We start from the raw sequence: 19,378 nt of genomic DNA on the forward strand, positions 1-19,378 counted from the left end.
TGGAGGCCTCCATGGCGCGCGCCCAAGTGGCGGGTGCGTCCGCACAGAGCGATTCCATCAAGGGCCTCGCGCAATCGATCGCCAAGCCGGCGTATCGTCGCCTTCTCACTGCGGAGCCCTTGCTGCGTCGCGCAGTGCCGGTGCTCATCATCGCGTTTCTCGTGACGATTTGCGTCGGTGGGGTGGTGCAGGTTCTTGACCAGCGCCGGCAGACCCTCGACATCATGGCGCTCTCGCTCGATGCCGCCGCCGATGTCGTCGCCGAACGTCTGCAGCGTCCCTTGAAGAACGCGCGCGACTCCGTCGAGCGCCCGCAGCAAATCCTCGGCGAGTCCCTGCCCGACTGGGCCAGCGGCAATGGCCGGACCTTCCTCATTACCGACCGGAATGGCGTCGTCACCGCCGCGATCCCCTCCACCACGGCCACCGTCGGTCGCCGTCTCATCGACCTCCTCGGGCCCACACAGCCCCTAACCACCTTCGGCGCCGATGCTGGCGTGCTCGGCGTCGTAACGCCCGCCGGCCAGAATCTGCTGGCAACCGTGCGCACGCTGAAGGAGCCGTTCGGCCAGCTCGCCGTAGTCCAGGCCCGCGATGCCGCCGCCGCCCCGGCGCGCTCCATCACCACGCTCACTGTCACGTTGTCGGCGACCACCGGCTTCGTCGTCCTAATCCTCGGTTTTGCCTTCCACTGGCAAGCGACGCGCGCCCGCGAAGCCGACACAATCTATGAGACGGTCCGCACCCGCATCGACACCGCGCTGAACCGCGGCCGCTGCGGCCTGTGGGACTGGGACCTCGCCCGCGGCCGCATCTTCTGGTCGCAGTCGATGTTCGACATTCTCGGTCTTGAAGCCAAGGACGACCTCCTCTCCTTCGGCGATGTCAGCGCGCTGGTCCATCCCGACGATGTGCAACTCTACGACCTCGCCCGCGACCTCGCCGAAGCCAAGACGGCGACCATCGACCAGGCTTTTCGCATGCGTCATGCCGACGGCCACTGGATTTGGCTGCGCGCACGCTGCGAGCTCGCCCGCCAGCCCGGCGATTCCGCCCTGCATCTGATCGGCATCGCCGTCGACGTCACCGAGCAGAAGAACCTGGTCGAAAAGACCGTCGCCGCCGACCTGCGCCTGCGCGACGCCATCGAAACGATCCCCGAGGCCTTCGTGCTGTGGGACGCCGACAACCGGCTGGTGCTGTGCAATTCGAATTTCCAGGAACTGCACGGCCTTCCCGACGAAGCCATCGTCTCCGGCGCGTCATATGAATCCGTCGTCGCGCAGGGGCGCGAGCCGATCGTCCGGCACACCGTCACGTCGAACGGCCCGACCAAGCCCGGCGCCCGCAATTTCGAAGCCCAGCTCGAGGACGGCCGCTGGCTGCATATCAGCGAACGCCGCACCAAGGATGGTGGCTACGTTTCGGTCGGCACCGACATCACCACCATCAAGGCGCATGAAGAGAAGCTGGTCGACAGCGAAAAACGCCTGATGGCGACCATCGCCGACCAGCGGGCGTCGCAGCAGCGCGCCGAAGACATGGCCGGCAAATACGCCGTCGAAAAGACCCGGGCCGAGGAAGCCAATCAGGCCAAGTCGAAATTCCTTGCCAATATGAGCCACGAGCTGCGCACACCGCTCAATGCCATTATCGGCTTTTCCGAGATCATGCAGTCCGGCATGTTCGGCCCGCTCGGCGCCGAGAAGTACCAGGAGTACTGCACGGACATTCACTCCAGCGGCAAATACCTGCTCGATGTCATCAACGACATCCTCGATATGTCCAAGATCGAAGCCGGCCGCATGCGGCTCGACTTCGAGGACCTGTCGCTCGACGCCCTGCTCGCCGAATCCATGCGTGTCGTATCGGCGCGCGCCGAGGAAAAGAACGTCACGCTCGGCGCTCGCATCGCGCCCGATCTGTATCTGCGCGCCGACCGCCGTGCCCTCAAGCAGATCGCGCTCAATCTTCTATCGAACGCGGTCAAGTTCACACCGGCCGGCGGCGAGATCACCGTGCGCGGCCGCGCGACCGACCAATGCGTTGTGCTGAGCATCGCCGACAGCGGCATCGGCATCGCTGCCGACGCGCTGACCCGCCTCGGCCGCCCGTTCGAGCAGGTCGAAAGCCACATCACCAAGACGCATCAGGGCTCCGGCCTTGGTCTCGCCATTGCCAAGTCACTGGTGGAGTTGCACGGCGGCTCGATGCGCATCCGCTCGGCGCTCGGCACAGGAACGATCGTCACCGTACGCCTGCCCTTGTCGCCGCAATGCCCGCTGCCGAAGGAAGAAGCGGCCTGAGGCTGCCCCTAAGGCTCCCGCCCCAAAATCCGTACGAAACTGGCACGCACTTTGGCCTGCGTCTCGAGCAAGGTTGCGTTGAGCGTCGCGAAGTCCGGCACGTCGGCCGCGCGCGTCAACAGACGCAACAATCCCGGCCCCGCGGTCTTCGGATCGAACGGCCCGGACAGGCACAGGCGCAGGATCTGCGTCAGGTCGTGATAGAGCTGGGCTGCCGGCCGCAGCACCTCGGCGTCTTCCACGGAAATCAGGCGCAACTGGCGCGCAAGATCGAGCACCCGCGCTGTTGACGTATCGAGGATCGAGGGCTCGTCATGAGCATGTACGAGCTGCAGATACTGCGCGATGAATTCAAGATCGACCAGGCCGCCTTTGGCATATTTAAGGTCCCATGAATTGCCATCGCCCTTTTCGGTGGCGATCGCACCCCGCATTTCGGCGACGTCGCCGGCGGTCAGCGCCGCATCGCGCGGCCGGCACAAAATGTCCTTGAAGACGGCGCCGACCCGTTCGGCGAATTCCGACGAGCCCGAGATCACCCGCGCCCGCGTCAGCGCCATATGCTCCCAGGTCCAGGCCTCGTTCTCTTGATAATGGATGAAGCTGCCGATCTGGGTCGCCAGCGGGCCGGCCTGCCCCGAAGGCCGCAGCCGCATATCGACCTGATACAGCGCGCCGTAATTGGTCTGCGCTGTCAGCGTATTGATCAAGCGTTGCGTGAGGCGCGCAAAATATTGCCCGCCATAAAGCGAACGACGGCCGTCGGATTCCGGCGTCTCGCCGTCGAAATCGTAGATCATGATCAGATCGAGATCGGACGCTGCGGTCATTTCGCGGCCGCCGAGCTTGCCCATGGCCACCACTGCTGTCTGCTCATCCCTCACATGGCCGTAAACCGACGCGAAATTCTCAGCCACCGCGCGGTGGACGGCGCGCAGGATGGCGTCGGCGAGCCGGGCATAGGCCTCTCCCGCCGCGCGCGCTGTCAACGTGCCGGTGAGAATTCGCACACCGATCAGGAACAGGTATTCAAGCCCGAACATGCGGATACGCTCGAGCAGGTCCTCATCGTAGCGGGCCTGCGCCAGCGCGGCGTCGAGCCGGCGCTGCAATTCCTCGTCGTCCGGCAGGACGCCGAAAAAGCTGGGATCGACCAGCGCGTCCATCACCTGCGGATGCCGCGCCAGCGTTTCGCCGAGCCGCGGCGCCGCTCCGAGCACCAACGCGGTGAGCGCGATCAGATCCGGCTTCTGCTGCAACAGCGACAACAGGCGCGAAGCGCCATGCAGGTTGCCGAGGAAATGGTCGAACAGCAACAAGGTGGCGTTCGGATTATCAGTGCGGCCAAGCTGTTCCAGAAGCACCGGCAGCAGTGCGACCAGATGGTTGCGCGCCGCCTCGCCGTTCAGCGAACGGTGCTCGCCCCTGAGCCACTGACGCACGATGTGCGAGGCCTCCAGCGGAGCACGAAAGCCCATCTCGCCAAGGCGCGCCAGCGTCTTCGGATCGTCGGCCGCATCCGGAAAGTTGAGAGCCGGCGCATCGCTTTCCGGCTCCTTCTGGAACAGCCGCGCATAGTGGCGCTGCACCATCCGCAGATAGCCGACCAGAACTGCGGCAAAAGCATCCCGGCTTTCGAAGCCGAGGAAACGGGCGAAGCGTTCCATCGCCTCCCGGCTCTCGGGCAATTCCTGGGTCTGCTCGTCGTTGATCATCTGCAGACGATGCTCGACCGAGCGGAGAAAAAGGTACGCCGCCTTCATCTCGCCGCGCGCATCGCTACCGATCCAGCCGTCGTCGCACAATTTGTCGAGCGTGGTCAGCGTATCGCGGTCGCGCAGATGCAAATTGCGACCGCCGGCAATCAACTGCTGCGTCTGCGCGAAGAACTCGATCTCACGGATACCGCCGCGGCCGAGCTTGATATTGTGACCTTCGACCGCAATCTCGCCATGGCCGCGATAGGCGTTGATCTGCCGCTTCATCGCGTGGACGTCGCCGACTGCGACGAAATCCAGATATTTGCGCCAGACGAAGGGCGACAGCTCGTTGAGGATCGCCTCGCCCGCGGCGATGTCGCCGGCGCAGGGGCGGCCCTTGATGAGCATCGCCCTCTCCCAGTTCTGGCCCATGCCCTCGTAATAGGCGAGCGCCGCCGGCGTCGAGATGGCGATGCCGGTCGAGCCGGGGTCAGGTCGAAGCCGCAAATCGGTACGGAACACATAGCCGTCGCCGGTGTGCTCCTGCAGCAGCTTCACGACACGCTGGGTAATGCGCACGAAGGTCGGAGCCGCCTCGATGCCGTCGGCAAGCGGGGCGATATCGGGATCGAAGAAGACGATCAGGTCGATATCACTCGAATAATTGAGTTCGAAAGCGCCCATCTTGCCCATGGCGAGCACGATGTAGCCGCTGCCCACGTGCGGGCGGTTTGCGTCTTTGGGCTCCAGCTTGCCGGCGCGCGCCGCTTCCGCCAGCGCAAAGCGCACTGCGGCGTCGACCGCGGTATCGGCGAGTTGCGTCAACGCGCGGGTTGCCTGCATGATCGGCCAGACACCGCCAATATCGGCAAGCGCAATCAGCAGTGCCGCTTCGGCCTTCATCTTGCGTAGCGAACGCATCGCGGTGGCAAGGTCGTCGGTTTGCGCCGCTTCCTGGCCGCAACGTTCGAGCAGCGCGGCAAGATGACCTTCCGGCTCGGCCTGCAACAGCGCGAGCAAGCGCGCTGCATCACTAGTGATGAGGTCCCAAAGGAAAGGCGAGCTTTCGGCCAGGCTTTCGATCAGGGTCCCGACCAGCCGATGCGCGGCAAATACGGCGCGTATGGCTTGCGCGTCCACGGCGGCAAGCGACGACAGCCATTCATCCACACGGGCGCGCGCCGCCGCTGCCTCGACGAGGACGGGAGCGGAAACGATACATTCAGCCAGCGTCAGCCCGGCATGCTGATTCGGCGCATTCATCCCGCCATCTGTACCGGGCCGGTACGCGGCAAGGCAATGATGCTCTTGAGCCCCGGCGCGTTGTCGGCAAGGGTGAGCTCACCGTCATGCAACCGCGCAACCGCCGCGACAAGGCTCAGGCCCAGACCCGATCCCGGCAGCGAACGGCTTTGCTCCAACCGAACGAAGCGTTCCAACGCCCGCGAACGGTCGGCCTCCGGAATACCTGGGCCGTTGTCGGCCACGGTCAGGAGAACGCGGTCGCCATCGATCACCGCGCCGACCTTAATTTCCGCCGGCGGCGCATCCGCCGACCGACCGGCCGCGACGCTGTACTTGATGGCGTTGTCCACCAGATTGGCCAAGGCCTGGCTCACCAGGTCGCGATTGCCCTTGAGCGTCGCAGGCGCCTCGGCATCGACCTTGAGCGCAATCCCCTTCTCCTCGGCCAGCGGCTCGTACAGTTCGCCGATGTCGCGCGCCACTTCGGCGGCATCGAATTCGGTCATGTCTTCGCGCGACTGCCCGGATTCCGCGCGTGCGATCAGCAGCAGCGCGTTGAAGGTGCGAATCAGCCCGTCAGACTCCTCGATCGTGCCTTCGAGCGCGGCGCGGTATTCAGCCTCGCTGCCTGCCGTGCGGAGCGCTTCCTCGCAGCGATTGCGCAGCCGCGTCAGCGGCGTTTTGAGGTCGTGGGCAATGTTGTCGGAGACTTCCTTGAGGCCGCCCATCAGCGCCTCGATGCGCTCCAGCATCAGGTTGAGGTTTTCGGCCAAACGATCGAGTTCGTCGCCGGTGCCCTCGATCGGCAGCCGCTCGCCAAGATCGCCGGCCATGATCGAGCGGCTGGTCGCGGTCATGGCGTCGACACGGCGCAGCACGCGACGTGTGACGAACAGCCCACCGCCGAGGCCGAGCACAATCACCAGTGCAATCGACCAGCGTCCAGCCGACGCGACGATGCCGTAGAGCCGCTCGCGTTCCTCGAGATCACGCCCCACCAGCAAGCGGAAACCGCCGGGTAGTTGAAACACCCGCACCAGCGAGTGGTGCTCCGGATGATTGGCGCCCTCGGTTTCGTCCAGGCGGCGATACGGCGTCTCGATCCAGCCGTCCTGATCGAGCACGCCCGACGGCAGATCGGTGACATTGCCGGCCAAGGTGTCGCCATTGAAAGTCGTCACCAGATAAAGGCTGGAGCCCGGCCGGCGCGCCCGCGCATCGACCGTGAGGACCAGCCGCCTGATGCCGCCGAGCCGGTATTGCTCGGACAGGCCGGTGATCTCTGCATTCACTGTGTCGGTGATCTGCTCGGTGATCAGGCGCCGAGTGTTGAAGGCGAAATAGCCGAGCAGCGCCACCGCGAACAGCGCGAACACGGTGAGATACACCAGCGTCAGCTTGAATGTGGTGGTGCGAAGAAGTTTGCCGAGCGCGGACAAGGTCCGCGTCTTCTTCTCCTGCGCCTGAGAATCCTGGGCCATGGGGGAACTTTAAACGAGCCGGTGGCCGGGCCCTAGCGGGTTTCCAGGCGAGGTAAAACGTCTACCGCGCGCCGTCGCGGATCATATAGCCGGCGCCGCGCACGGTGTGCAGCAACGGCTGGGCGAAGCCCTTGTCGATCTTGGCGCGCAGGCGCGAAATATGCACATCGATGACGTTGGTCTGCGGATCGAAATGATAATCCCACACATTCTCCAGCAGCATGGTGCGGGTCACCACCTGCCCGGCATGGCGCATGAGATATTCGAGCAGGCGGAATTCACGGGGCTGCAGCACGATCTCCTCAGGTCCGCGCCGCACCGAGTGCGACAGCCGGTCGAGATACAGATCGCCGACGCGCAGTTCGGTTTCCTCGGCGCGCGAGCCGCGACGGCGCGACAGCACCTCGACGCGGGCCAGCAGTTCGGAAAAGGAATAAGGCTTCGGCAGGTAGTCGTCGCCGCCGGCGCGCAGACCCTTGACGCGATCATCGACCTGACCGAGCGCGGAGAGGATCAAGGCCGGGGTCTCAATACGCTTCTTGCGAAGTTCACCGATGACCGAAAGGCCGTCGCGCTTGGGCAGCATCCGATCGACGATGAGCACATCATACTGGCCGTCAAGCGCCATGGCGAAGCCGTCCTCGCCGTCATGAGCGGCGTCGGCAACGTGGCCGACCTCGCGGAACGCCTTGACCAGATAGTCGGCGGCGTCGCGATCGTCCTCGATAATCAGAAGGCGCATGGTCACCCGGTCCGGCTGCGCCTCGGCTTTTTGGCCGAGCGGGCGCTGACTATAGCTGAAGTCATAATTAGCCATCGGATACCATCACTTCCAGGCGATTCGGCGGTCTTCTATGCCTGATTGCGCCGCTGTCAGCCTCCATGTCGGCCCCTTGGCCGGGCCATGCCCCGAATATCGGGTCGTACGCGAGGGGGTGACGGGGCTGGCCCGCCACCCCCTCAACGACCCCATCCCAGCGGGGGCGACGGTTGCCGGGATGAAGCACGTTTGCCGAAATTCCGCGTACGGTCTTTTCGGCGAAGGGAGGCGGGACGGGCTTTGAAGCCCGTCCCGTTGAGGGTGTGCCGGCAGTGGGGGCGACGATAACCGCCGGCACATCCCCAAGCTTGTCAGTTCAACCGTTGCTGACCGGCAGCGCGACGAAGCGGCTGTTGTCGCCCTTCTTCACGCGCATCAACACGGTGCGCTTGCCTTCCGACCTGACCGCGGCGATTGCCTGACGGACGTCGTTCGGCGTTTCGACCTTCTTGCCAGCAACCTCGACGATCACGTCGCCGATGGCGAAGCCACGCTCGGCAGCGGCGCCCGAACCGTCAACGTCGGTGACGACGACGCCTTCGGAGCCGGCGCCGGCGACCTTGGCGGCCGGCGCGAGAGTCAGCCCAAGCTTGCCGACATCGGCGCCGTCGGAACCGTTGTCATCGGCCTTGGCCTGCTGGTCGGTCGGCAACGTGCCAAGCGACAGCGACACCGTCTTCTCCGAGCCGCCGCTGACAATGGTCAGCTTGACGTTCTGCTTCGGCTGCATCGATCCGATCTTCTTGGCAAGATCGCGCGCATCCTTGATCTCTTCGCCGTTGACAGCGGTGATGATGTCACCAGCCTTGATGCCAGCCTTCGCCGCCGGGCCATTGGCCTGCGGTTCGGCCACCAGCGCGCCCTGCGTCTTCTTCAGACCGAGCGAGTCGGCGATGTCCTTCGTCACCGGCTGAATCTGCACGCCGATCCAGCCGCGCGTCACCGAGCCATGCTCCTTGAGCTGCGCGACCACAGTCTTGACGGTATCGGACGGGATCGCGAAGGCGATGCCGACCGAGCCGCCCGACGGCGAGAAGATCGCCGTATTGACGCCGATCACATTGCCTTCAACGTCGAAGGCCGGACCGCCCGAATTGCCCTTGTTCACGGGCGCATCGATCTGGATGAAGTCGTCATAGGCGCTGGCGCCGATATCACGGCCGCGCGCCGAGACGATACCGGCGGTCACGGTACTGGAGAGGCCAAAGGGGTTGCCGACCGCGAGCACCCAGTCGCCGATACGCGGCGGCTTATCGGCGAGCTTCACGAACGGGAACGAGGCGCCATCGACTTTGATCAGCGCCAGATCGGTCCGGGGATCAGTCCCGATCACCTTTGCCTTGTAGGTCTTGCCGTCGTCGGTCTTGACCTCGACGCTTTCGGCCTTGTCGACGACGTGATTGTTGGTCACGGCATAGCCATCGGCCGAGATGAAGAAGCCGGAGCCTTGGCCGGTAATGGTCTGGTGACCGCGGCCCCCGCGCGGGCCCTGGCCGGGCATGCCATCGGGCATGCCGAAGCGGCGGAAGAACTCACGCAGGCCGGGAGGCACGTTCTCCATGTCGGTATTGCCGAGGCCGGTCGTCGCCGGACCGCCATCCACCTTGACGCGGACCGAGATCACCGCCGGCTTCACCTGCTCGACGATATCGGCAAAACCGTTCGGCGCCGGCAGCTTGCGCGCCTGCTCAGTAAGGTTCTGCGCCATCGCCGCCGGATAGTGCAGCGACAGATTGAAATCGGGCGCGGCAACGAAAGCGGCGGCGCCCAGGCCGGCAATGGTGGTCGCCAGCAAGGCGGTACGCCGCAGTGTCAGCGCGCGCGGTTTCTTGGGCGGATTATGGGGGGATTGGGGAGCGGGATTGACGCTCACGGACATCTGAAATCTCCATCGGATCGCATGAGGCGCTACCGCGCCGTTGTTGATGCGAAGATGGAGGTCGCCGCCTTACAGCGTCCTGACGGGGGGATTAAAAATCGGTAAGGTGGAAAAAATCTTTTCGCTTTAAAATCAATAGCTTGGGGAAATGGTGCCGTTAGTCGGGGTTGCCCGACTTAACAATGGCATCGAGTCGGCGCTGCTCCTCGACGCTCAGGCGTCCTGTTTCCAGCGTTACAGTCCGGCGCCGGCGCGCCATGACAATGAGCGCGACAAGGCCCACAATCACCATCAATGGCGACACGGCCCAGAGCAGCAGCGTCCGCGCCTCCACCGGCGGCTTCAGCAGCACGAAGTTGCCATAGCGATCGACCAGGAAATCAAGCACCTGCTTGTCGCTGTCGCCTTTCTCGAGCCGTTCACGCACCAGAAGGCGCAGGTCACGCGCCAGCGGCGCATCGGAATCGTCGATCGATTGGTTCTGGCAGACCATGCAGCGCAGTTCCTGCGACAGCGCCCGCGCCCGCGCTTCCAGCGCCGGATCTTTCAGAATTTCGTCGGGCTGCACGGCAATGGCCAACTGCGGCATCAGGAGCGCGGCGAGCATGGCAACGATGACGAAGCGCCGCATCGCCCTACTCCGCCGCTTGCAAGGCGGGCTTGGCTTTCGCCGGCTTGGGTGCGCCTACGCGCAGCCGCCGGTCAGAGAGCGACAGGATCCCGCCAAAGGCCATGATCAGCGTCCCGATCCAGATCAGCAGCACCAGCGGCTTGTAATAGAAGCGGATCGCCAGCGAGCCGTCGGCATTGGCATCGCCGAGCGAAAGATAAAGCTGGCTAAAGCCCCGGCTCAGCAAGGCCGCTTCGGTGGTCGACATGCTGCGCGACGCAAAGGTGCGCTTCGACGGCGACATAGTCCCCACAGCGCTGCCGCCCTCACTCACGGTGAAGCGGCCCGCCAGTTCGCGGAAGTTCGGCCCCTGTCGCTGCACCATGCCATTGAATGTGAGATCATAGCCCGACAGCGTTACGGTCTGACCTTCCTTGACAGCGACGATGCGCTCCGTGCCCCAGGTCGAGGCACAGACAATGCCGATCAGCGTCACGCCAATACCGGCATGAGCGAACGCGGTGCCCCACACCGATCGTGGCAGGCCGGTGGCGCGTGATAGCGATGTGGCGAGGGGCCGGCGGAACAACGCCACGCGCTCGGCGAGATCGATCAGCGCGCCGAAGATCACAAAGAATCCGAGACCGATGCCGAACGGCGCCAGCACGTGTTGACCGCCCGTTGCCGCCAGGGTCGCTGCGGTGGCAACGATACCGACGCCAAGCGCTGCCATCAGCCGTTGCGCGACGCCGTAGAGATCGCCGCGCTTCCACGCCAGCAACGTGCCGAACGGCATGGCAATCATCAGCGGAATGAACAAAGGCGCAAAGGTGAGATTGAAGAACGGCGCACCAACCGAAATCTTCTCGCCGGTCAACGATTCAAGCGCCAGCGGATACAGCGTGCCGACGAAAACGGTGAGACAGGCGATCGTCAGGAAGAGATTATTGAAGACCAGCGCGCCCTCGCGCGAAATCGGCGCGAACAGTCCGCCCTGCCGCAGCAGAGGCGCGCGCCAGGCGAACAAGGTGAGCGCCCCGCCGATGAACAGAATGAGGATGCCGAGGATGAACACGCCGCGCGTCGGATCGGTGGCGAAAGTATGCACCGAAGTCAGCACGCCCGAACGCACCAGGAAGGTGCCGATCAGCGACAGCGAGAAGGCAAGAATGGCAAGCAGAATGGTCCAGATTTTCAGCGCATTGCGCTTTTCCATCACCACGGCGGAATGCAGCAGCGCGGTGCCGGCGAGCCACGGCATCAGCGACGCATTCTCCACCGGGTCCCAGAACCAGAAGCCGCCCCAGCCGAGTTCGTAATAGGCCCAGTACGAGCCCATCGAAATGCCGACGGTGAGGAACATCCAGGCCGCCAATGTCCACGGCCGCACCCAGCGCGCCCAGGCGGCGTCAATGCGGCCCTCGATCAGCGCCGCGATCGCGAACGAGAACGCGATCGAGAAACCGACATAGCCGAGATACAGAAGCGGCGGATGCACCGCGAGGCCGATGTCCTGCAGGATCGGGTTGAGATCGCGGCCTTCAAGCGGCGCGCGCGGCAGGCGCAGGAACGGGTTCGAGGTCAGCAGAATGAACAAATAGAACGAACAGGCGATCCAGGCCTGGACCGCCAGCACATTGGCTTTCAGCGTCGCCGGCAGATTGGCGCCGAAAGCGGCGACCGAAGCGCCGAACAGCGCCAGGATCAGCACCCACAGCAGCATCGAGCCTTCGTGGTTGCCCCACACGCTGGTGAACTTGTAGATCAGCGGCATCGTCGAATGCGAGTTCTCGAACACATTGACGACTGAGAAATCCGACGTGACGTAGGCCCTCGTCAGCGCCGCGAATGAAAGCGCAACGAAGACGAACTGCATGATCGCCGTGGACGAGCCAAGCCGCATCAGCGCGACGTCGCGCGTGTGAGCACCGTAGAGCGGCACGATGGCCTGAATGAAGGCCAACCCCAGCGCCAGCACCAGCGCGTAATGACCGACTTCCGGAGTCATGGCTTCTTCTCCCCGGCGTCTTTGCCGGCGCTATCCTTGCCGACGACATGCGCGTCGGTCCTCATCTCGCCTTCCTGCCAGCGGCCGGTCTTCTTCAACGCATCGACCACTTCACGCGGCATGTACTTCTCATCATGCTTGGCCAGCACGGAGTCGGCCGCCAGCGAGCCACCCGGCTCAAGCCGACCCTCGGTAACGACGCCCTGCCCTTCGCGAAACAGATCGGGAAGAATGCCCTGGTAGCGCACGGCAACCTGATGTGCGCCGTCGGTCACCTTGAACTTGACCTGCAGATTGTCGCCCTTCTCGAGGCTGCCGGGTTCGACCAGCCCGCCAACGCGGATGCGCGAGCCGACGGGCAATTGCTTCTCGACCACATCGGACGGCGAATTAAAGAAGACGATCGAGTCCTTGAGCGCGAACAGTACCAGCGCTGCGGCAACGCCGAGCACCGCGAGGCCGCCACCGATCATTGTCAGGCGCCGCTGCTTGCGCGTCATCCTTCAAGTCCCATGCTTTTGATCGTCTCGTCGATCTGGCGCAGCTTGTCGGGATCGGCGGCAAGCGCCTTGCGGGCATCGCCCGCCGCACTCCTGGCCTTGTCGCGATCGCCCAGCACCATATAGGCCCGCATCAAGCGCTGCCAACCGGCGACGTCGCTGCTGTCTTGCTTGAGGCGGTCGGCGAGCCGCGCCACCATACCGCGGATCATGTTGCCGCGATCCTGTTCGCTCATCTGGCTCGCCGCCGCAACATCGTCGGCGCTCGGACCCGGCTGCGCGGGCGTAGCCTCAGTCGGCTTCGGCGGCACGCCGCCAACGCGGGTCAACGCCTCGCTCACCATCGGAACCCATGGCGCATCAGCCGGCGCGTCCTTCAGCATCGACATCCAGATCGCGGCCGCTTTCTTGCGGTCGCCATCCTGCTCGGCGGCAAGCCCAATGAAATACAGTGCCTTGAGATCGTTCCGGTCGAGTTCGAGCGCGCGTTCGAACGCCGCCTTGGCGTCCGCGGTGACGACGCCGTTGCCGAGCGCGGCCAAAGCCTCGCCGAGATCGGCCTGACGCTGCGCGCTCTCGCCGGAAAGCGCAATCGCCTTGCGCCGCGCGTTCACCGCATCGGCAAAACGGCCCATGCGCAAATAGACCGGCGCCACGACTTCGTAACCGCGGGCGTCGTTCGGATTTTTCTCGAGATGCGCCTCGACGCGAGCAATCAGCGTCTCAATCGAATTGTCCTGCTGCGCGGCCGCCTGCCTCTCGGCAAGCGGTTGCCCCGGAAGTTGCGGCGAACCGAGCACGAGATACAGCGCGCTGGCACCGATCGGCAGCAGCAGCAGACCAATGAGCGCCGCCGCACGCCGCCGCCACACTGGCGCAGCGGTACCGGACACCGGCTTTTCCTTCTCGGCGGCGTCCGCAGCGGCAATCAACCGGCGCGACACTTCGGTTCTGGCGGCGTCCGCCTCCGCCTCGCCAATACGGCCTTCAGCCCGGTCGCGGGCGATCTCGTCCAGCTGATCGCGATAGACCGCCTGGTCGCTGCCACCCGGCGTTGCCGTTCGCCGCCCGAGCGGCCACAGCACGGCGAAGATCGCCGCGGCCGTCATCAGCGCAAACACAAACCAGAGGCTCATCGGGGCGATGGAGTCCATAGGGGCGGAAACGGCATCGCCGTCGGCCCAACTTGAATTAGTCTAGGGCAATACATCAGCCGCGATCATGGCTGCAATGAGCAAAATCAAACGGGGCTGCGGCGAAAAAACTTGGATTCGGGGCTTGAATCGGCGCCTGTGAGGCAGTCCGGCCCTCAAACGCTGGCGGCCTTTGCGCCGGAAACCTTGGCCCCACCCTCGGCAGTAACCGCCGCCACGTCGGCCGCCCGGGCAAATTGCGCCGCATAGTCCTTGCCGAACACCAGGCTGCACAGCCGTACCGCGACATCGACTTGTGACTTGCGGAACGGGCGTTCCGACGGCCCCGACTGGCGCAACGCGTCGATCAGGCCGTTCATGTTGTTGTCGAGGAACTGCTGCAGGTCGGAGTAAGCCCGCTGCGTCATCTCGTTGATGGCAAGTTCGCCGGCGAAATGACGGCAGGTACCGACGAACGATACCAGAGCTTCGGTTTCCGCCGCGTCCTGCTCATCGACCGTGGATTTGGGCGTGATGTTGGCGGCGGAGCGGATGCGCAGCAGCCGGCGCACGCGGCCCGGCATGGATTCGATCTCGGCACGCAAGGTCTCGCCGATCTGGCCGCGAAGCCCGGACAAAGTGCGGCCCCAGGTCGAGTCGACCGGCAGATCGAGTTCGGTGCGCAGACCGCGCGCGGAATCGTGGATAGTCTTGAGCAGCGCGCCCGTGGCGACGCCGCGACCGCTGCGCAGATCGTCGCGCAATTCCAGCACCTGGCGCTCAAGTTCGGAGAGTACGATGCTGACCGACACGCCATATGGCGTTTCGGCGACGCGCGCGGCGGTGTCGCTGCCGGCGGCCTTGACGCCGAAGCGGATGAGCTGCCAAGGCGCCGACAATCGGCTGCGCACGGTGAGCAGCGAATAAAGGAAAATGTCGGTGCCCGGCGCGCCGGTCTTTTCGATCAGGGCTTTGTATTCATCCAACGCCTTGCTGGAGAGATTGCCGACCTGCACCGGCAGCCGCGCCTGCATGGCGTTGAGGCCGTCGCGCGCCTTAAGCACGCATTTCAGCGTGTGCGCGTCTTCCTCAGCGCGCTGGGTGCCGATCTGCCCGAGCATGCGCCGCCGCGCCTGCTCGTCGATGGCGGCCGAACGCATGTTGTCGCTCAACGCCATGGCGACGCGGTCCTGCAGCGTGCGGATGAGATACTGCGCCTTCTCATCGTCGCCGGCCTGCAGCGCGGTGTTGACCAGATCGTCCATCTCGGCGGTGTCGCGCGGCAACAGATCGCGGCCGATCCAGGTCCACAACGGTTCGAGCGATGCGCGCGCGATGCGGCCGGGATGGCGGTGCTGGCCGAGGTCGTCGACGAGGAAGGGTTCAAGCGGCTTGAAGAACATCCGCGCGGTGTGGCCGATGCGCGGCGGCCCGGCCTGCTGCTCGCGGGCGATGCGGCGCAGTTCCTGTAGAACGATTTCCGCGGCGCCGAGATCCTCGCCGCGCAGCAGACTGCGCTCGAACTCACCGAGCAGCAAGGCGCGAGCCTGCGGCGTCAGCGCTCGCAGATAGTTCTGCAGTCGTTCAATCGTGTCGGCGCCCGCCATCGCCGGCTTTGCCCACCATGGTCGATAAGCAGTTTTGATAGCGCGGGGGCCGTTAAGAACCGATTAAGCATGTCGCGACGGGCCGGGGTTTTGTGCCCCGACAGGCCGCGAAAGGCGGGAATACAGCGAAATGGCTCAGGTCTGCGGCGTCCAGGTGCCGTCCGGGTTGCGGCAGGCGGTGCCGCGGGCCACTTCCGGTTGCCCGGTGACATAGATCGTGTGGGTGTAGGAACGGCAGTCGCGGCCGCGATCCTTATAGCCCGGCCCCGGCACCACGGTGCCGTGGCGGCCCGAGTCCGGGTTGCGCCAGGCAACCGGCGCGCCCGACTGGCCGCGCTCCAGCGCATCCATCTGCGCCGCATAGGCCCGCTGGCGATCCTGCTCGTCGAGCGAGGCGCCGATACGGTTGCCGACCAGACCGCCCAGAAGACCGCCGATGGCCGCACCGGCCAGACGGTCACCCGTGCCGCCGCCCGCTACCGCGGCACCGAGCAGTGCACCGGTGCCGGCGCCGAGTAGCGTGCCGGTGTTCTCCCGCGGCCCGGGTCCGGAACCGTCCGGGTTGCCGGCGCAGGCGGCGAGCGACAGGCCGACAGCGGCGATGGCAAGAAGCTTGGTTGCGGACATCAGGACCCCCGGAATGCAGTGGAGAGGAAAGGCAGGCGATCCCGCCTGACTGGAACTTATACCGGTATCGAAAGGCAACAAATGGGGCAAAAGTCCGGCGCCCACAGCCGCGATCACCCCGCCGGCAGCGTTAATTCCGCCCGGAGGCCCCCGATCGGTGCCGAACCGAGCTTGAGTTCGCCGCCGTAAAGCCCGGCCAGTTCGACAACGATCGACAGGCCGAGCCCCGAACCCGGCTTGCTCTCGTCGAGCCTGCGGCCCCGGCGCGCGACCTGCTCGCGCTCAGCGGGCGTCAGGCCCGGGCCGTCGTCATCGACGACGACACGCACCCGCTGCGCCTCGCCCGCCCCTTCGCGCATAACCTCGATGGCGACACGCGACGCCGCCCATTTGCAGGCATTGTCGATGAGGTTGCCGAGCATCTCCTCAAGATCGGCGCGCTCACCGCGAAACCGTATGGCGTCCGGCGCGCCGGAATTCTCGGTCCTGACCTCAATGGCGATGCCGCGGCCGCGATGGATTTTCTCCATGGTGCGCGCGAGCGCCTCGACCACAGGCAACACCTCCGTCACCGAACCAACCACCGTTACACGAGCGGCAATGCGCGCGCGCTCGAGATGACGCGCGACCTGATCGCGCATGATAGCGGCCTGCTCCTGCACTTTATCTGCGAGCGGATCGCCCGGCCGCGCCGCTGCTTCGTTGACCATCACCGACAGCGGCGTCTTCAATGCATGCGCCAGATTGCCGACATGGGTGCGCGCGCGTTCGACGATGCCTTTGTTGGCCTCGATCAACGCATTGGTTTCGCGCGCCAGCGGCGCGATCTCGACGGGAAAATCGCCGGCAAGACGCTCGGCATTGCCGGAGCGGATCGCGGCAAGACTGTCGGTAATGCGCTTGAGCGGCGCCAGACCGAAACGCACTTGAAACATCGTGGTCAGCAGCAGCACCGCGGCAAGAATGCTGAAGGTCGCCAGCAACGCCCGATCGAAAGCGCGGACATCATCGGTAATCTCGGCGGCATCGCCCGCCACCGCGACGAGATACTGGCCCTCTTCGCCGAGATCGATATTGCGCTCGACCAGCCGCAGCCTCTGGTCTTCGGGGCCGGTGACATAACCCTGCCGCGAACCGTCGGGGGCGGCGGCGACGCCTTTGGCTTCGAGATGCGGCAGCCCGCCATCCCAGAGCGATCGCGACGCACGTAAATCCGGTTTGCCGGAATCCAGCCTGGTGACCTGCCAGTACCAACCGGACAGGGGCAGTTCAAAAAGCGGCTCACCCAAGGCCTGTGGAAAGCGGTCGTCGGCTGGCGAGGCGACATCCGCCACCAGCGTGCGCAAGTAAACGCCCAGCCGCCGGTCGAATGAGCGCTCGACCGTCTGCCGGTACAGCGACGACAGCACGATGCCGGTCACCAGCAGGATCGTCACCGCCCAGACGGTCGCCGACAAAAACAGGCGCAGCGCGAGCGAGTTGAAGCGCATGGCTATTCGCCTTGGCGCATGATCTGATCCGAAAACCGGCTACCGTGTTTCGGGATGATGCGCATCACGACCCCGGCGGCGCAAGCATATAGCCGAGCCCGCGCACGGTCTGGATGATATCGACGCCGAGCTTCTTGCGGATGCGGCCGACGAACACCTCGATGGTGTTTGAATCGCGATCGAAATCCTGATCGTAGAGATGCTCGACCAGTTCGGTGCGTGACACCACACGGCCATTGTGATGCATGAGATATGCGAGCAGCCGGTATTCGTGACTCGTCAGCTTCACCGGATTGCCGTCGACCGTGACGCGGCCATTGCGCGTGTCGAGCCGCACCGGGCCACATTCGAATTCGCTGCGGGCATGACCGGCCGAGCGGCGCAGCAACGCGCGCAGCCGCGCCAGCACTTCCTCGAGATGAAAAGGCTTGGCGACGTAATCGTCGGCGCCGGCATCGAAGCCCTGCACCTTGTCGCTCCAGCGGTCGCGCGCGGTGAGCATCAAGACCGGCATGAGGCGGCCGTTGCGCCGCCACGCCTCGAGCACCGAGATGCCATCCATTTTCGGCAGGCCTATATCGAGGATCACGGCGTCATAGGGCTCGGTGTCGCCGAGGAAGAGGCCTTCTTCGCCATCGAAAGCGCGGTCGACCACATAGCCGGCGTCGGTCAGCGCGCCGGTAAGCTGGCGGTTGAGGTCGGGATCGTCCTCGATGACGAGAAGGCGCAAGGAAAGTGTCTCCGCTCGTTTCGCAGGAGCGTTTCCAGGCGAAGTGGAAACCGGTTCGCCGTCCGGAAACGCAATAAAACAAGAATCACCGTTCGCGATCTTAGCCGAAATCGCGGTGCCGCCGTCGTCTGACGCGGAATTGGGCCTTTTTCGGGATGATAGCGGCTTACAGCCCGGAGATCGGCTCGCCGTTGCCGGCGTCGATCTCGACTCGCGCCACCTTGCCGTTGCGGCCGAGGAGGGTCAGTTCGTAGACGAGCTTGTCGTCGCGCTTGCACAGATCGGCGCGCACCACCTCGCCCCGGCGGCCGCGCTCGCGCAGCAGCTTGATCGCGGCGGCGAGTGGAATGGCCTTGCGCTCAGCGATGGCGTCGCGCTGCTCCGCCCTGGTCAGACAGGCGCGCGGCGAACGGTCGGCGCCGAGCGAGGCCTGTCCCGGGGCGACCAGGCAGCCGAGCAGAATTAATGCGGTGGTTATGCGGGGGACCGGCATGAAGCGGACATTACAGCGCGCCGGTGAACGCTCGCTGAACGGCCTTCTTGTGCGGGCCGTCAGCTCTCGAAGCCTTCGAAGGAGGCGAAGTCGTCGAGCGGCGCGCGGGGCGCACGCCATCCGTTGATCGGCGCAGCCGGGTCTTCATAACCTAAAGCCATGCCGGAATAGACCATCAGGTGATCGGGGAGTTTAAGGAAGGCGCGCACGGTCTTGTGAAACGATACCCAGGCCTGCTGTGGGCAGGTGTGCAGGCCATGGCCGCGGGCCAAAAGCGCCACCGTCTGCAAATAGCCGCCGATGTCGGCCCACTGCGCTTCGCCGTGAGCCTTCTCGCGCACGAAGAACAGCGCCACCGGCGCGCCGAAGAATTCGTAGTTGCGCGCATACTGCCGATACCGCCCCGGCTTGTCCTCACGCGGCACGCCGATCGCCTGATAGAGCAGCTCGCCAACCGTGAAGCTGCGCCCCCGGTAAGGCTCTTCCATCGGCTGCGGATAGATGACGTATTCGACGCCCTCGCCCTTCGGCAATTCGCTCGCCATGCGCGGCCGCAGCAGCGCCCTCAACTCTTCGACGCGTTTACCCGCCAGCGCATAGACCCGCCACGGCTGCATATTGCCGGCTGACGGCGCGCGGCCTGCGCGCTCGACAATATCGCGAACGATTGTCTCCGATACCGGCTTGTCCAGAAAAGCGCGACATGAGTAGCGCGAGGATACGGTGTCGAAGATGTCCATGATAGCAAG

15 protein-coding genes are annotated in these 19,378 nt (G+C 64.9%); 1 reads left to right on the forward strand and 14 read right to left on the reverse strand.

Annotation, left to right across the window (positions count from 1 at the left end; genetic code table 11):
* Window positions 1–11 precede the first annotated feature (11 nt).
* Entirely contained in the window at window positions 12–2,306 is a 2,295-nt protein-coding gene (locus DXH78_RS16110; RefSeq protein WP_115518528.1) for a sensor histidine kinase, read from the forward strand.
* Window positions 2,307–2,314: 8 nt separating this feature from the next.
* Here DXH78_RS16110 and DXH78_RS16115 read toward each other — a convergent pair whose 3' ends face one another.
* The 14 genes from DXH78_RS16115 to DXH78_RS16180 all read right to left on the reverse strand — a co-directional run bounded on the left by DXH78_RS16115 (window position 2,315) and on the right by DXH78_RS16180 (window position 19,369).
* A complete protein-coding gene (locus DXH78_RS16115) occupies window positions 2,315–5,269 on the reverse strand; it encodes a bifunctional [glutamine synthetase] adenylyltransferase/[glutamine synthetase]-adenylyl-L-tyrosine phosphorylase (protein ID WP_115518242.1) in 2,955 nt (984 codons plus the stop codon).
* A complete protein-coding gene (locus DXH78_RS16120) occupies window positions 5,266–6,690 on the reverse strand; it encodes a sensor histidine kinase (RefSeq protein WP_115518529.1) in 1,425 nt (474 codons plus the stop codon). The genes DXH78_RS16115 and DXH78_RS16120 overlap by 4 nt, the downstream gene beginning before the upstream one ends.
* Window positions 6,691–6,793: 103 nt before the next feature.
* On the reverse strand, window positions 6,794–7,474 hold the full coding sequence (locus DXH78_RS16125; RefSeq protein WP_168192868.1) for a response regulator transcription factor: 681 nt from the start codon (window positions 7,472–7,474) through the stop codon (window positions 6,794–6,796).
* Between the two features lie 394 nt (window positions 7,475–7,868).
* Window positions 7,869–9,431, reverse strand: a complete 1,563-nt coding sequence (locus DXH78_RS16130; RefSeq protein WP_115518244.1) for a Do family serine endopeptidase — start codon at window positions 9,429–9,431, stop codon at window positions 7,869–7,871.
* A 157-nt stretch (window positions 9,432–9,588) separates the two neighbouring features.
* Window positions 9,589–10,062 carry a cytochrome c-type biogenesis protein gene (locus DXH78_RS16135; RefSeq protein ID WP_115518245.1) on the reverse strand — a complete coding sequence of 158 codons (474 nt, stop codon included), beginning with the start codon at window positions 10,060–10,062 and terminating at the stop codon, window positions 9,589–9,591.
* Between the two features lie 4 nt (window positions 10,063–10,066).
* Complete coding sequence (locus tag DXH78_RS16140) at window positions 10,067–12,049, reverse strand: heme lyase CcmF/NrfE family subunit (RefSeq protein ID WP_115518246.1); 1,983 nt, start codon at window positions 12,047–12,049, stop codon at window positions 10,067–10,069.
* Window positions 12,046–12,549 carry a cytochrome c maturation protein CcmE gene (ccmE, locus tag DXH78_RS16145; protein ID WP_115518247.1) on the reverse strand — a complete coding sequence of 168 codons (504 nt, stop codon included), beginning with the start codon at window positions 12,547–12,549 and terminating at the stop codon, window positions 12,046–12,048. The genes DXH78_RS16140 and ccmE overlap by 4 nt, the downstream gene beginning before the upstream one ends.
* Window positions 12,546–13,685 (reverse strand): c-type cytochrome biogenesis protein CcmI, encoded by a 1,140-nt coding sequence (ccmI, locus tag DXH78_RS16150; protein ID WP_115518530.1) that lies wholly within the window; start codon window positions 13,683–13,685, stop codon window positions 12,546–12,548. Before ccmI ends, ccmE begins: the two co-directional genes overlap by 4 nt.
* Window positions 13,686–13,858: 173 nt before the next feature.
* The gene (locus tag DXH78_RS16155; protein WP_115518248.1) at window positions 13,859–15,289 is read right to left on the reverse strand and encodes a hypothetical protein; all 1,431 of its coding nucleotides are present in this window, start codon (window positions 15,287–15,289) and stop codon (window positions 13,859–13,861) included.
* Window positions 15,290–15,424: 135 nt separating this feature from the next.
* The gene (locus tag DXH78_RS16160) at window positions 15,425–15,916 is read right to left on the reverse strand and encodes an RT0821/Lpp0805 family surface protein (protein WP_115518249.1); all 492 of its coding nucleotides are present in this window, start codon (window positions 15,914–15,916) and stop codon (window positions 15,425–15,427) included.
* Window positions 15,917–16,029: 113 nt separating this feature from the next.
* Window positions 16,030–17,406 carry a sensor histidine kinase gene (locus tag DXH78_RS16165; protein ID WP_115518250.1) on the reverse strand — a complete coding sequence of 459 codons (1,377 nt, stop codon included), beginning with the start codon at window positions 17,404–17,406 and terminating at the stop codon, window positions 16,030–16,032.
* 64 nt (window positions 17,407–17,470) lie between these two features.
* Window positions 17,471–18,136, reverse strand: coding sequence for a response regulator transcription factor (locus DXH78_RS16170; RefSeq protein WP_115518251.1), 666 nt, complete (start codon window positions 18,134–18,136; stop codon window positions 17,471–17,473).
* 166 nt (window positions 18,137–18,302) lie between these two features.
* On the reverse strand, window positions 18,303–18,629 hold the full coding sequence (locus tag DXH78_RS16175; RefSeq protein WP_115518252.1) for a PepSY domain-containing protein: 327 nt from the start codon (window positions 18,627–18,629) through the stop codon (window positions 18,303–18,305).
* 59 nt (window positions 18,630–18,688) lie between these two features.
* On the reverse strand, window positions 18,689–19,369 hold the full coding sequence (locus DXH78_RS16180; protein WP_115518253.1) for a nitroreductase: 681 nt from the start codon (window positions 19,367–19,369) through the stop codon (window positions 18,689–18,691).
* Window positions 19,370–19,378: the final 9 nt, after the last annotated feature.

The sequence above is a fragment of the Undibacter mobilis genome, from assembly GCF_003367195.1.
GTDB classification, from domain to species: domain Bacteria; phylum Pseudomonadota; class Alphaproteobacteria; order Rhizobiales; family Xanthobacteraceae; genus Pseudolabrys; species Pseudolabrys mobilis.

Bases quoted from the DNA above. Each gene is read 5' to 3' on its own strand.
- DXH78_RS16110 (WP_115518528.1), top strand. From the start codon at position 12: ATGGCGCGCGCCCAAGTGGCGGGTGCGTCCGCACAGAGCGATTCCATC.
- DXH78_RS16115 (WP_115518242.1), bottom strand. From the start codon at position 5,269: ATGAATGCGCCGAATCAGCATGCCGGGCTGACGCTGGCTGAATGTATC.
- DXH78_RS16125 (WP_168192868.1), bottom strand. From the start codon at position 7,474: ATGCGCCTTCTGATTATCGAGGACGATCGCGACGCCGCCGACTATCTG.
- DXH78_RS16130 (WP_115518244.1), bottom strand. From the start codon at position 9,431: ATGTCCGTGAGCGTCAATCCCGCTCCCCAATCCCCCCATAATCCGCCC.
- DXH78_RS16135 (WP_115518245.1), bottom strand. From the start codon at position 10,062: ATGCGGCGCTTCGTCATCGTTGCCATGCTCGCCGCGCTCCTGATGCCG.
- DXH78_RS16140 (WP_115518246.1), bottom strand. From the start codon at position 12,049: ATGACTCCGGAAGTCGGTCATTACGCGCTGGTGCTGGCGCTGGGGTTG.
- ccmE (WP_115518247.1), bottom strand. From the start codon at position 12,549: ATGACGCGCAAGCAGCGGCGCCTGACAATGATCGGTGGCGGCCTCGCG.
- ccmI (WP_115518530.1), bottom strand. From the start codon at position 13,685: ATGAGCCTCTGGTTTGTGTTTGCGCTGATGACGGCCGCGGCGATCTTC.
- DXH78_RS16155 (WP_115518248.1), bottom strand. From the start codon at position 15,289: ATGGCGGGCGCCGACACGATTGAACGACTGCAGAACTATCTGCGAGCG.
- DXH78_RS16160 (WP_115518249.1), bottom strand. From the start codon at position 15,916: ATGTCCGCAACCAAGCTTCTTGCCATCGCCGCTGTCGGCCTGTCGCTC.
- DXH78_RS16165 (WP_115518250.1), bottom strand. From the start codon at position 17,406: ATGCGCTTCAACTCGCTCGCGCTGCGCCTGTTTTTGTCGGCGACCGTC.
- DXH78_RS16175 (WP_115518252.1), bottom strand. From the start codon at position 18,629: ATGCCGGTCCCCCGCATAACCACCGCATTAATTCTGCTCGGCTGCCTG.
- DXH78_RS16180 (WP_115518253.1), bottom strand. From the start codon at position 19,369: ATGGACATCTTCGACACCGTATCCTCGCGCTACTCATGTCGCGCTTTT.